Raw genomic sequence first — 13,556 nt, forward strand, 5'->3', positions numbered from 1 at the left:
TAATCACACAGTTCAGTCTTTGTTTAAGATTGAATTGCTACTATAGTCATAAGCGAGGTGAACTTAAGGTAAGAGAGGAAACTCACAGATAAAGGAGCATTTACTATGCTGGGTAATATGAATATTTTTATGGCTGTTCTGGGAATTATTTTATTTTCAGGCTTCCTGGCCGCGTATTTTAGCCACAGATGGGATGATTAATGAACGGAGATAGTCCTGAACCGACCCGGCCCCTTGTTGCGTAACTGCACAAGGGGCCATTTTTTTACCTGCATTGCCCTTCTGACACCTTTTCCCTGATTAGCAGATAAAAAAAACCGCCGGTTAAACCAGCGGTAAATGCTTGCATGGATAGATTTGTGTTTTGCTTTTATACGCTATCAGGCAATTCCCTGCGAAGATAACGGATAGTCAGCTAACCTATCATCGACAACCCCAATGAAAGTTAAACGAAACGCAACTACCTCAAACCGTTTTTCGAAAACTCACTCACTGATGGGATGCGAGGTCCCGTCATTGGTGTCCACCAACGTGATCCGCTCATTTTCATCCATAAACATGCAGCGATTCCTGCCGGTCTGTTTCCCCTGATACATCGCCCTGTCAGCCCGACCAAGCGCGGTGTCCAGCGTTTCACCCGGCTGGACTCGGGTTATGCCTGCCGTCACCGTGATACCGATCTCTCCATCAGTGTAGGGAATTTTTTTCTGCCCAATCAGACGACAAAGTCGAAAACCCGCCTGGCATGCCTGCTCGTCCGTTTTTGTTCTGATGATGATAATGAACTCTTCTCCACCGTAGCGGTACGCCACCTCATCATATCGCGTCCATGACAATAAATTTGATGCCAGAACCCGTAATACCAAGTCACCAACCAAATGGCCATAGGTATCGTTAACGTATTTAAAACGATCGATATCTAACAACAATATATAGAGATTAAGCGGTTCGGCATCGAGCAACTGCCGATCAAAAGACTCATCGAGCATTCTTCTGCCGGGCAAACCTGTTAATACATCGATATTACTGCGGATATTCAATAAATATATTTTGTAGTCCATTACAGATGAGGTAAATGCCAGCAGCGCGTCCTGGAAACTGTCGAAATGCCATGGATGGCTACGTTTCTCCACTATAGCCAATAGCAACTCCTTGCCTAATAAATGCATCTTTTCGTGGGTGGCATTTATCTTGCTTACGTAACTACAATCATCCTCATTGTACCGCGATTGATTATTAAGCCACTGTCCAAATCGACAAACACAATGCGAATGTTCACCCATAATATCCGGCTGAGTAACATCTGAAGACACCACGCAGCGGAACATTGTCACTAACCATTTGTAGTGGGCATCAATGGACTTGTTCAACTCAATCAAAATTGCATCTATTTCCTTCGTATTTCTCATCATTGCAGTCTCCCTCCCTGTGCGAGCACTTCTGATGCAGATATTTTAACGACCAAAAAGAAAATTTATGTAATCTTTTTTATAGTTATCAATGCGTCAGAGACAGAACGCTCTATGCAAAGCCCTCCGTAGAGGGCTTATTTTTCTTATCACGGTAGCAACTGATGCTGATGCCCAGATTAATGCTTATTTGCCAACTGAACCACTTTCATTCGTATTTGAGTTTCTCCAGCTACCTTTTTTATCCGTCTTCAGGATGATATGTAATCCGTCCTCAAATACGTTCAGGTCTTCCGCAGTTACAAAATGCTCTTTAGCCTTATGGCCATTTAACAAGACCGCCCCATCTTTTTTAACAACCAACTGATTAACGCGTTGACCGTTTGGCATAAATACCCCGTAACTACCAACAAAAGGCGCATAGCGTCTGGTTGCTTCCTGGGTCGCGGTTTCCAGTTTAAAACCACGGGCGGAGTTCTGCGCTTTAGTTTTAGTTACATCACAGCCACGCAGCTCAGATTCCTGTGTGCACCCGCTACGCTCCAACTGCGCGCGGTAGCTTGCGCTAATCGCATACGCTGGCGATGTAGTCACGGTAGCCAAAACTGCCAGAGAGATTAAAACCTTATTCATAGTATTCCCATTATCATCATTGCGCCCCACCCGGAAGGTAAAGCAAATAGCGAAAAGATTGTCCCAGCAAGATTATTTATTCATCAAGCCGCAACAGAAAAGCAAAACATGATTAATAAAGCATCATTAACATATATTAATATTGCGCATAGCTTTAGCTACCACTCTATTTCAAATAGTAAATAAGTGGTTATTTGTGGAGTTACCAGAAATATCCTGATGACTTTTTTATCTTTCATAAATTGAGATGTCAGCGCAGCGCAATTAATAAAGAAAATTGTTTATTTCAGTAAGTTAATAAGTATTTACCAAGCCTGCTCCAGTATCAAAGGGCTAATATTTAACACAGACAGCAACAAAATAGCACTTATTTTTATATGCTTTTTTGGACATTTAAACATAACGCCCTTGCCGTTCGCGCTTATTTTTGGCGATATTCTGGAGAGTGATTCTGGAAAAACCGGGCATCACGCCCGGTTCAACATTCTGGCTAATTATGTCTTACGCGCTCAAACCACGATGTTCCAGCATCGACTCCATTCGTGGTTCGCGTCCGCTCCACTGGCGATAGAGTTCAGCTAAATCAGTGCTATTTCCGCGTGACAAAATCGCTTCGCGGAATTTCTGCCCGTTTTCACGGGTTAATCCGCCCTGCTCTACAAACCACTGATAGCCGTCATCGGCCAGCATTTGCGTCCACAGATAGGCGTAATAACCCGCGGCATAACCGCCGCCGAAGATATGGGCAAAATAGCTGCTGCGATAACGTGGTGGCACGGCCTTGAGATCCAAACCTTCTGCTGCCAGCGCCTGCTGTTCAAATTGATCGACCGAAAGAGATAACGCGCTATTTTCCAGACCGTGCCAGCGCATATCCAGCAATGCAGCACTGAGCAGTTCGGTCATGTCGTAACCTTTGTTAAACAGGCTGGCCTGCTGCATTTTATCTCGCAACGCCTGCGGCATTTGCTCCCCGGTAACAACATGACGAGCAAAACGGGCAAAGACCTGCGGATGACTCGCCCAGTGTTCGTTAATCTGCGAAGGAAATTCAACAAAATCACGCGGAGTGTTGGTCCCTGAAAGCGTGGCGTAACGCTGAGTGGCGAACAGACCGTGCAACGTGTGGCCAAATTCATGAAATAACGTAATAACATCATCCCACAATAACAATGCAGGCTGACCTTTTGCCGGTTTTTGATAATTACACACGTTGTAAATAACCGGCCGGGTTTCATTGAGTTGCGATTGCTCAACAAAATTGCCCATCCAGGCACCACCGCTTTTCGATTCCCGGGCAAAGAAATCGCCGTAAAATAACGCCAGACCTACACCATCGTGATCAAATATTTCCCATACCCTAACATCCGGGTGATAAACAGGAATGTCGAACCGTTCTATAAATTTTATGCCAAAGAGTTGATTGGCCGTCCAGAAAACGCCTTCGTTCAGCACCGTATCAAGGGCAAAGTAAGGTTTGAGCTGCGCCTCATCCAGAGCATATTTCTCACGACGAACCTGCTCAGCATAAAATGCCCAGTCCCAAGCCTCGACGTTAAATTGCCCCTTTTCGTGATTGATAACATTCTGGATTTCGGCCTGTTCATCTAATGCCCGAGCTCGCGCAGCAGGAACAATCGCCCGCATGAAAGTCAGTGCAGCTTCCGGTGTTTTTGCCATCTGGTCGGCAATTTTCCATGCAGCGTAATTGGCAAAACCGAGTAGTTTCGCCTGCTGCATCCGGATCTCGACCAGTCGCTGAATAATAGCCCGAGTATCGTTAGCGTCATTGTTTTCTGCTCTCGTCCATGCGCGGGTGAACAGACTTTCACGGGTATGGCGATCGCGTAACGCCGCAAGCGCTGGTTGCTGAGTCGTGTTCAATAACGGGATAACCCAACGCGCGTCGAGCCCTTTCTCCCTTGCAGCTTCAGCGGCAACGGCAATTTCCTCAGCGCTGAGTCCCTCCAGATAACGTGCATCATCCACGACCAGAGCACCGGACTTGTTCGCTGCCAGCAGCCGTTGGTTAAACTGGCTGGTCAGCGTGGCGGACTCTGTATTGAGCGCTTTAAGGTTCGCTTTATCAGTCTCATTCAGACATGCGCCGGCCAGTACAAAACGCTGGTGGATGACCTCCAGCAAGCGTAATGATTCACTTTCCAGCCTCAGAGAACCTCTCCGTTGCCAGACAGCGTCAACGCGCGAGAAGAGTGCTTCATTGAGATAGATATCATTGGCAAGGCTCGCCAGTTCTGCGGAAAACTCTTCGTCAAGGTGCTGTAGTTCATCGTTGGTGTGCGCCGCCGTCATCGCGAAGAAAACGCTGGTTACGCGTGTCAGCAAAGCGCCGCTTTGCTCAAGCGCCAGCAACGTATTGGCAAAATCAGGGGCTTGCGGGTTTTGCACAATCGCCTCGATCTCTGCACGTTTTTGCCGCACGCCTTCATCGAACGCTGGGCGATAGTGCTGCACCTCTATCTGATCAAACTGCGGGGCCTGATACGGCAACGTGCTGTGACTTAAAAAAGGATTCGTTAACAACATCTTTCACTCCTGAAAACGATTTGTTTACCAGAGTAGACTTCCCAGGATTCAACCGCAATCGCGTTACGCAGGAATAGCTCTGAACGGAAATGACGTGCTATGGTAGTACTACATAAAAAGCGTTGAGGAACAGTGAGATGATCGTTTTAGTAACCGGAGCAACCGCAGGTTTTGGTGAGTGCATTACGCGTCGTTTTATTGAGAATGGGCATAAAGTTATTGCCACCGGACGCCGCCAGGAGCGCCTGCAGGAACTGAAAGAGGAATTGGGTGACCGCCTCTATACCGCGCAACTGGACGTACGTAATCGTGCATCAATTGAAGAGATGCTGGACGCCCTCCCTGCTGAATGGCGCAATATTGATGTTCTGGTCAACAACGCAGGTCTGGCGCTGGGCCTTGAGCCTGCCCATAAGGCCAGCGTTGAAGACTGGGAAAATATGATCGACACCAACAACAAGGGGCTGGTTTATATGACCCGTGCCGTTCTGCCAGGCATGGTTGAACGCAACCGCGGTCATATTATCAATATCGGTTCTACAGCGGGCAGTTGGCCATACGCTGGCGGTAACGTCTACGGTGCGACCAAAGCATTTGTTCGCCAGTTTAGCCTGAATTTACGTACTGATTTACACGGCACTGCCATTCGCGTTACCGACATCGAACCGGGTCTGGTTGGCGGTACGGAATTCTCTAATGTCCGTTTCAAAGGTGATGATGCCAAAGCTGAAAAAGCCTACGAAAATACCACGGCGCTGACCCCGCAAGATGTCACAGAGGCGGTATGGTGGGTGGCTTCTTTACCGACTCATGTCAATATCAACACCCTTGAAATGATGCCTGTCACACAGTCTTTTGCCGGGCTGAGTATTCATCGGGGCTAATTTCTCTACCCGGCCTTGCGCCGGGTATAGATAGCCTAAAAGAAGTGATAAAATAACCGGGTTAACTCTCTAAAAAGTAAGAATGAATGACCGTAGAAACGCAGCTCAACCCTACACAGCCAGTAAATCAACAGATTTACCGTATTCTTCGCCGTGATATCGTGCATTGTCTGATAGCACCCGGTACACCGCTGTCTGAGAAAGAGGTTTCCGTACGCTTTAATGTGTCACGCCAGCCGGTACGAGAAGCATTCATCAAACTGGCAGAAAACGGTCTGATTCAGATCCGCCCACAGCGTGGCAGCTATGTGAACAAGATTTCGCTGTCGCAGGTGCAAAATGGTTGTTTTGTCCGCCAGGCGATTGAATGTGCCGTGGTACGCCGCGCCGCATCGCTGATCAACGACCAACAGTGCTATCAGCTTGAACAAAATTTGCATCAGCAGCGCATCGCAATTGACCGAAAACAGATCAATGATTTCTTCCAGCTTGATGATGAGTTTCATCAGAAACTGGCTTTAATCGCCGAGTGCCAACTCGCCTGGGATACCGTTGAGAATATAAAGGCTACAATTGACCGAGTTCGTTATATGAGCCTGGATCATATTTCCCCGCCTGAAATGCTGTTACGCCAGCATCACGATATCTTTGCCGCCCTTGAGAAACATGATGGCGATGCGGTCGAGCGCGCAATGATGCTCCATCTCCAGGAAATTGGTGAGTCCGTTCAGCTTATTCGTCAGGAAAATAGCGACTGGTTCAGCGAAGATTAATACTACGCTCGCCTCACACCGGGGTGAGTTTCTCCTGCGTTTTCCCCTCTCCTGCATAACTGCATAAAAAAAGCTGTGATTTTGATCGAAAACAAAAAAAATCCTTAACGAGAAGCGTATTTATATTGCGCCCGTTACGTGGGACTAAAAGCCCACGGGCTTTGACGGTAAGTTGGAAAGGAGAAAACACCATGAAAACATACGATCGTAACCGTAACGCAATCACCACTGGCAGCCGCGTCATGATCAGCGACACCGGGCTCACAGGCCGTATTACAGCGATAGATACCGATGGCCTGACCGCTGAGCAGATTCGCCGCGGAAAAACAGTGGAAATCGAAGGGTGTGAAGGCAAATATGCCCCCCTCGAGCTGATTCGTTTAGGCATGAACTAATTGGTGTGAATGCCAGAAAACACAGCGCCATCTGGCCCGTTGAAAGCCAGATGGCGACATAAAACATAATCTTCGTTACTTCAGTTTTGCTGCATACTTCGCAACCGTCGCCTTCGCCCCTTCAGCCAGTAAAGCAAGATATGCTTGTGTAACCTGGTTTTTGAACAATTCAACCTGCGGCAGTTCACGACCAAAGATAGCATCGATCGCCAGCAGCGCCCGAACGCGCTCTTCGCCCTCGTTACTGCTACGCACCGCATTCTGGATCACGGGCAACAGCGGATCGCTAATTTCAATCGCCTGGCCCTGCTCATCCACACCGCCGACGTAGCGCATCCAGCCCGCCACGCCCAGCGCCAGTAAATCAAAGTGACTGCCGTTTACAATGTGCCAACGAACGGAATCAAGCATACGCTGCGGCAATTTCTGGCTTCCGTCCATAGCAATCTGCCAGGTACGATGACGCAGTGCCGGGTTGCTGTAACGCTCAATTAACAGATCGGCATAACGTTGTAGATCAACACCTTTTACTTTCAGCGTGGGTGCTTGTTCCTGCAACATCAGCGCACGAGCAGCAAGACGATAGTTTTCATCGTCCATACAATCATTAATGTGTTGATAACCGGCCAGATAACCAAGATAAGCCAGGAAAGAGTGGCTGCCGTTGAGCATACGCAGTTTCATCTCTTCAAACGGAATGACATCTGCCACCAGCTCCGCTCCTACCTTCTCCCATTCAGGGCGACCGGAAACAAAGTTATCTTCGATAACCCACTGACGGAAAGGCTCACATGCCACACCTGCCGGGTCGCGTACGCCAGTGATGTGTTCAATTTTGTCCAGAGTCTCTGGGGTAACTGCCGGGACAATTCGGTCAACCATAGTCGACGGGAACGTCACATGTTGTTCGATCCACGCAGCCAGTTCTTCATCCACCGCTCTGGCATACGCGGTGACAACATTACGCATTACATGACCGTTTTCAGGCATGTTGTCGCAGGACATCACAGTAAAGGCGGCTAAACCTGCCGCTTTGCGGCGTGCCAAAGCCTCAACCACTACGCCTGGCGCAGTTTTTGGCTGTTTTGGGTTTTGCAGATCGGCGGCAATCATTGGATTGTCTAACATCAGTTCACCGGTCGCCGGAGAATGGCAGTATCCTTTCTCCGTTATGGTCAGAGAAACGATCGCGACCTGTGGTTCACACATCGCTGCCAGTACGCTTTCCAGACCATCAACCTGTGCATGCAATGCATTTTTCACCACGCCCACGACTCTCGCAGTCCAGGCATCAGCAGACATCTCTGCAACGGTATACAGATTATCTTGATGTTTCAGATCGAAAATCTGCTGCTCGCCGCCAATCAGATTCACTTCGCAGTAGCCCCAGTCACTGCCGTGGTCTGCAGCCAAAATGTCAGCGTAAACCCCCTGATGTGCGCGGTGAAACGCGCCAAACCCCAGATGAACAATACGCGGAACCAGTTTTGTACGATCGTAGTCAGGAAGTGCAGCCTTTGCCGCTAAGAGCTTGTTTTGCATGGTATGGCCTACTTATAAATGAAATCAGGACTGTTCCAGAGTAACGCCTGTATGGTTGTATGTTTTGATTTGCATTAAGCTTTTTATGATTGGTATGACATCATATAAAGCTGTGTAATAGCATGGGCAGCGTATGAGACATCCGTCCATGCTAGTGTCTGGTATCAGTTTGTCTGAGTCACCGAGCAACGAACCTTCTCGGCTTTATTCACCTCGGCAGCATCCTCAAGTACGCTCAGGTCGCGATCTTTCACTTCTGGCATCAGCAACGCGGAAATCAGACCGATCAGTGAGTAGGCGATGACCATCACCAGAATTGGCCACCAGGAATTGGTCATGTTGCAGAAAATACCCGCCAGAACCGGACCAAAACCAACGGCAACTAACCCGCCCGCCTCTTTTGAAATCGCCATTCGCGTAAACCGGTTACGGGCACCGAACATTTCCGCCATAGTAATATTTTCGAGAGCAAATAATCCCAATACGGCAAAGTTATGAATAACAATCAGTGCCGTCATAATGATACCCGGGCTATACGTTTTATCCACTACAATTGACAACATCGGGTAAGCCAAAATAATTGCCGAGATATTCAGGATAATATAAGGCAAACGACGACCAAATTTATCAGACAACCAGCCAAGCAACGGTATTGTAATAAAGCCCAGTACCGAACTGATCATTAAGGCATCAGTGGGGATAGATTTATCAAATAACAGCGTTTGCACTAAATAACCGGCAAGGAAGGTTTGGATTAACCCTGAGTTACCCGCCTGTCCAAAACGTAGGCCGGTTGCCAACCAGAAAGATTTACTGGTAAACATCGCCCCCAGCGTGTTTTCTGACGAATTATTTAATGCCGGAGCGTTTTCTTCATCATTCACTTTCTCAAATACCGGGCTTTCTTTGAGATTCATACGTAACCAGATGGCAAAGATCATCACCACGACACTCGCCAGGAACGGAATACGCCAACCCCAGGCTAATAACTCCTCACGGTCGAGAGCAAAGAACATCACTGCCCAGATGGCCGTTGCGCTAAGGGTTCCACAGTTGGTTCCCATGGCAACAAGTGAGGAAATAATGCCACGTTTACCTTTTGGCGCGTACTCAGCAAGCATCGTGCCTGCGCCGGAGATTTCAGCCCCTGCACCAAGCCCTTGCACGATACGCAGCGTCACCAGCAGAACAGGCGCAAAGATACCAATTTGTGCATATGTTGGCAGCACGCCAATTAAGGTCGTACAAATTCCCATCATGGTGATGGTAATAAACAGCACTTTTTTACGCCCAATGCTGTCACCCATTTTGCCAAATATAAATGCGCCAACGATACGAGCAATATATCCTGCACCGTATGTACCCATCGCTAAAATAAGCGCCATGGCGGCAGACTGTTCCGGGAAAAATATTTCATGGAATACCAGTGCGGCACCCAGAGAATATAACTGAAAATCCATAAATTCGAGCGCAGTACCCAACCATCCGGATACGGCAGCTCTGACCAGATCTTTCGTGGACCTTTCGTGTTTTTCTTGATTCATATTGGCTATCTCTAAGAGGTAAGATGCGTACCACTTACTCGCAGTTTTTATATTATTCAGTGAATGTGAGTAAGACTTTGCAGCAGTGCTGCTGATCTTTCTCAAACAATTCAATTGCGTCTGTAACGTGGTGATAGTCAAAAGTGTGAGTAATAAGTTGATTAGGATCGATGAGTCCATTGACCAACCAGTCAATCACAACCGGGAATTTGTTCGCATTTAATCTTGAGGAATAAATGGACAGTTCTTTACCGGTAATACCTTGTTGAATAATCTGACAAGGATCGCTGGAGAAGCCCATCAGAACAATTCGCGCGGCTGGCGATGCCAGCGTGATAGCCTCCTGTAAAATGGATGGATGGCAAGCTGCATCCACGATGATGGTCGGTTTTAGCCCGTTTTCTACCAGAAACTCTTGCAACGAGTGCTGACTATTATTGATGGCCCAGTCTGCACCACACTGCTTCGCCATGGCCAGGCGTTCATCGATTCTGTCAGCAATCACTACGGTTTTAACCTTATAGACACGCTTAAGCGCCTGTACAGTGGTCAGTCCCATAGGCCCTGCGCCATAAATCAGCGCAATATCGTTTTCTGTAGGATTAATTTGCCCGGTTACATTTGCGGCGATGGTAAATGGTTCGACCATAACGGCATGCTCATCCGGCACAGTATCGGGGATCGTCCAGGCGTTTTTCGCCGGCACGACAGCGTACTCGCTGAAACCGCCATCGCGATGTACGCCCAGCACCACCAGCGATGTACAAACGTTAGGTTTACCAATGGAACAAGGATAACAATGTCCACAGCTGATGACCGGATCAACGGACACCCGCTCGCCTATTCGCGAATGGTCAACGCCGTCACCTACCGCCTCGATCACACCATAAAACTCGTGGCCAATCACGCGCGGGTATTGTGCAAATGGATTATGACCGCGGTAAATATGGCTGTCTGAACCACAAATTCCCGCCAGTTTCACTTTTACCCTGACCTCACCTGCTGAGGGTTCTGGCACCGGTCGTTCGGCGATAATCAGCGTATTCGGTTTTTCAATCACGATACTTTTCATAGCAAATCACTCCTTACCAGTTCCACAGCGTGCCATCTTCCAGGCGAGCAACAGGCAGATATGCAGGGTCATACGGATATTTCGCCGCCAGTTTTTCGTCAAACTCGATCCCAAGGCCGGGTTTGTCTCCTGGGTGCATATAGCCGTTATCAAAGGTCCAGTTATGTGGGAATACTTCCAGCATCTGCTCGGAATAGCCCATATATTCCTGTACGCCGAAGTTCGGCACCCACAGATCAAAATGCAGCGCGGCGGCCATGCACACAGGCGATAGATCGGAAGGTCCATGTGAACCGGTACGTACCTGATACAGCGACGCGAAATCAGCAATCCGGCGCATACCGGTGATACCACCTGCATGGGTGATGGTGGTGCGGATATAGTCGATCAATTGTTCTTCGATCAGCTGTTTGCAGTCCCAGATGCTATTGAACACTTCCCCTACCGCAATCGGCGTGACGGTATGCTGGCGGATCAGGCGGAAGCACTCCTGGTTTTCAGCTGGGGTTGGGTCTTCCATCCAGAACAGACGATATTGCTCAATGCTTTTGCCAAAACGGGCCGCTTCAATTGGCGTCAGACGGTGATGCATGTCGTGCAGGAGATGTTCGTTGAAACCGAATTTATCGCGCACGACTTCAAACAGTTTTGGCGTGAAATCGAGATATTTCTCCGTTGACCATAACTGTTCTTCCGGCCATTGCCCTTTAGTGGCAGGTTCATAGGCCAGTCCTTTGCCTTTAGACATACCGTAAGTGGTTTTCATGCCCGGTACGCCACACTGCACGCGAATCGCTTTAAAACCCATTTCTTTATGACGCGCATAATCTTCCAGTACGTCATCAACGGTATGGCCTGTGGTGTGGCAGTAGACCATAACCCCTTCACGAGAAGCACCGCCGAGTAACTGGTACAACGGCATATTGGCTGCTTTCGCTTTGATGTCCCACAATGCCATATCCACTGCGGAAATCGCCGACATGGTGACCGGCCCACGACGCCAGTACGCGCCTTTGTAGAAAAACTGCCAGATATCCTCAATACGATGCGCATCGCGACCAATAAGCTGCGGACACACATGATCTTTCAGATACGACGCCACGGACAGCTCGCGTCCATTTAACGTGGCATCTCCCAGCCCGGTGATCCCATCTTCTGTCGTAATTTTCAACGTCACAAAATTACGCCCAGGACAGGTAACAAAAACATCAGCCCCAACAATCTTCATTTCTTATTCCCTACATCTGTTCTTGTGATGCAGGAAATTTACTCAACTGAGCTACTACCATACAAGTATAAAGATCAAAAAAGCACTGCTTGATCACAAAAAAAGGCGCTATGCGCGCCCCCATCCAGCCACAATGATCAACATGCCGCACAACGCCACCAGCGCGCCAGACCAGTCATACAAACTGAGTTTTACACCATCGACAATGCGTAGCCATAGCAGCGCGGTCACCACGTAAACACCGCCATAGGCTGCGTATACACGCCCGCTGGCTGCCGGATGCAGTGTCAGCAACCAGACGAATAAAGCCAGTGACATCCCGGCGGGTATCAGCAACCAGGCTGTAGCCCCTCGCTTAAGCCAAAGCCAGGGTAAAAAGCAGCCAATGATTTCGCATAACGCGGTGACGAAAAAAAGAAATGTGGTCTTAAGCATTGATGTTATTCAGTTACCTTCGGTTTAACTATGATACGACAGAATCTCGTTAGCGTATCCATATCCACCGGGTGGGTATGCCCGCAAACCGGAATAGTGTAGAATTTAACCCTGTTTTATCGTTTTTACCCTTTCCCATAAAAGGAATTCGCCATGAAAATTACACTGACCAAACGCCTGTGCCTGACGGCTATGCTGACGCTGGCTGCGGCTGTGTACACCTCTTCCGCATTTGCTGAAACCAGTAAACTGGTCATTGAATCCGGGGACAGTGCGCAAAGTCGTCAACAAGCAGCAATGGAAAAGGAACAATGGAACGATACGCGTCAGCTTCGCCAGAAAGTCAACAAACGTGCAGAGAAAGAGTGGGACAAAGCCGATACAGCCTTTGATAGCCGTGATAAATGCGAACAGAGCGCTAATATTAATGCGTACTGGGAACCTAACACATTGCGCTGCCTTGACCGCCGTACTGGCCGCACCGTTGCCCCATAATCATTGCACTTTGAAGGATATTGAAAGGATACGATATGACTAGCGCCCTCAGTGTTAAGTTGCGCCCGCTGGAGCGTGAAGATTTACGATTCGTCCATCAGCTTGATAATAACGCCAGCGTAATGCGTTACTGGTTTGAAGAACCTTACGAAGCGTTTGTTGAGCTGTCAGACCTGTATGACAAACACATTCACGACCAAAGCGAACGTCGCTTTGTGGTGGAATGCGACGGTGAAAAAGCCGGACTCGTGGAACTGGTTGAAATTAACCATGTGCACCGACGGGCGGAATTCCAGATCATTATTTCCCCTGATTATCAGGGCAAAGGTCTGGCTTCCCGGGCTGCTAAGCTGGCGATGGATTACGGCTTTACCGTACTCAATTTATATAAGCTGTATCTGATCGTTGATAAAGAGAACGAAAAAGCTATCCACATCTACCGTAAACTTGGCTTTATGGTCGAAGGCGAGCTGATTCATGAATTCTTTATCAACGGCCAATACCGCAACACTATCCGTATGTGTATCTTCCAGCAGCAGTATCTGGCAGAACATAAAACGTCAGGTCCAAACCTGCTGCAACCTACAGCTCAATAAAGC

The 13,556-nt window shown here is 48.3% G+C and carries 14 protein-coding genes; 6 read left to right on the plus strand and 8 right to left on the minus strand.

What is annotated here, in order from left to right; translation table 11 throughout:
* Positions 1–105 precede the first annotated feature (105 nt).
* The gene (gene mgtS / locus OGV74_RS11495; RefSeq protein ID WP_003032406.1) at positions 106–201 is read left to right on the plus strand and encodes a protein MgtS; all 96 of its coding nucleotides are present in this window, start codon (positions 106–108) and stop codon (positions 199–201) included.
* Positions 202–485: 284 nt separating this feature from the next.
* Here mgtS and OGV74_RS11500 read toward each other — a convergent pair whose 3' ends face one another.
* The 3 genes from OGV74_RS11500 to dcp all read right to left on the minus strand — a co-directional run bounded on the left by OGV74_RS11500 (position 486) and on the right by dcp (position 4,586).
* Positions 486–1,412, minus strand: a complete 927-nt coding sequence (locus OGV74_RS11500; RefSeq protein WP_071697134.1) for a diguanylate cyclase — start codon at positions 1,410–1,412, stop codon at positions 486–488.
* Positions 1,413–1,595: 183 nt separating this feature from the next.
* Complete coding sequence (locus OGV74_RS11505) at positions 1,596–2,042, minus strand: hypothetical protein (protein WP_071685552.1); 447 nt, start codon at positions 2,040–2,042, stop codon at positions 1,596–1,598.
* A 501-nt stretch (positions 2,043–2,543) separates the two neighbouring features.
* Positions 2,544–4,586 (minus strand): peptidyl-dipeptidase Dcp, encoded by a 2,043-nt coding sequence (gene dcp / locus OGV74_RS11510; RefSeq protein ID WP_086504956.1) that lies wholly within the window; start codon positions 4,584–4,586, stop codon positions 2,544–2,546.
* A gap of 140 nt (positions 4,587–4,726) precedes the next feature.
* Between dcp and ydfG the strand changes: the two genes are divergently transcribed.
* The 3 genes from ydfG (at position 4,727) to ydfZ (ending at position 6,641) form a co-directional block, all read left to right on the plus strand.
* A complete protein-coding gene (gene ydfG, locus OGV74_RS11515; RefSeq protein ID WP_086504072.1) occupies positions 4,727–5,473 on the plus strand; it encodes a bifunctional NADP-dependent 3-hydroxy acid dehydrogenase/3-hydroxypropionate dehydrogenase YdfG in 747 nt (248 codons plus the stop codon).
* An 86-nt stretch (positions 5,474–5,559) separates the two neighbouring features.
* Positions 5,560–6,246: a GntR family transcriptional regulator gene (locus OGV74_RS11520; protein ID WP_003032396.1), complete on the plus strand. Its 687-nt coding sequence runs from the start codon at positions 5,560–5,562 to the stop codon at positions 6,244–6,246.
* 191 nt (positions 6,247–6,437) lie between these two features.
* Positions 6,438–6,641 carry a putative selenium delivery protein YdfZ gene (gene ydfZ / locus OGV74_RS11525; RefSeq protein WP_003032393.1) on the plus strand — a complete coding sequence of 68 codons (204 nt, stop codon included), beginning with the start codon at positions 6,438–6,440 and terminating at the stop codon, positions 6,639–6,641.
* 75 nt (positions 6,642–6,716) lie between these two features.
* Here the strand turns inward: ydfZ and OGV74_RS11530 are convergent, their stop codons facing one another.
* The 5 genes from OGV74_RS11530 to OGV74_RS11550 form a co-directional block, all read right to left on the minus strand.
* The gene (locus OGV74_RS11530) at positions 6,717–8,183 is read right to left on the minus strand and encodes a mannitol dehydrogenase family protein (RefSeq protein ID WP_286520828.1); all 1,467 of its coding nucleotides are present in this window, start codon (positions 8,181–8,183) and stop codon (positions 6,717–6,719) included.
* Positions 8,184–8,347: 164 nt separating this feature from the next.
* Positions 8,348–9,727 (minus strand): MFS transporter, encoded by a 1,380-nt coding sequence (locus OGV74_RS11535; protein WP_086504071.1) that lies wholly within the window; start codon positions 9,725–9,727, stop codon positions 8,348–8,350.
* A gap of 52 nt (positions 9,728–9,779) precedes the next feature.
* A complete protein-coding gene (locus OGV74_RS11540) occupies positions 9,780–10,799 on the minus strand; it encodes a Zn-dependent oxidoreductase (protein WP_003032388.1) in 1,020 nt (339 codons plus the stop codon).
* A gap of 13 nt (positions 10,800–10,812) precedes the next feature.
* Positions 10,813–12,027: a starvation-sensing protein RspA gene (rspA, locus tag OGV74_RS11545; protein ID WP_086504070.1), complete on the minus strand. Its 1,215-nt coding sequence runs from the start codon at positions 12,025–12,027 to the stop codon at positions 10,813–10,815.
* A gap of 108 nt (positions 12,028–12,135) precedes the next feature.
* Complete coding sequence (locus OGV74_RS11550; protein ID WP_003032384.1) at positions 12,136–12,462, minus strand: YnfA family protein; 327 nt, start codon at positions 12,460–12,462, stop codon at positions 12,136–12,138.
* Between the two features lie 153 nt (positions 12,463–12,615).
* On the opposite strand from OGV74_RS11550, the gene OGV74_RS11555 reads away from it, so the two are divergent.
* Together OGV74_RS11555 and speG are read left to right on the plus strand one after the other, a co-directional pair.
* Positions 12,616–12,957, plus strand: coding sequence for a DUF1283 family protein (locus OGV74_RS11555; protein ID WP_003032382.1), 342 nt, complete (start codon positions 12,616–12,618; stop codon positions 12,955–12,957).
* 35 nt (positions 12,958–12,992) lie between these two features.
* Positions 12,993–13,553, plus strand: coding sequence for a spermidine N1-acetyltransferase (gene speG, locus OGV74_RS11560; RefSeq protein ID WP_003032379.1), 561 nt, complete (start codon positions 12,993–12,995; stop codon positions 13,551–13,553).
* The last annotated feature ends 3 nt before the right edge of the window (positions 13,554–13,556 follow it).

The organism is Citrobacter sp. Cf116 (assembly GCF_030336505.1).
Lineage (GTDB): Bacteria > Pseudomonadota > Gammaproteobacteria > Enterobacterales > Enterobacteriaceae > Citrobacter > Citrobacter freundii.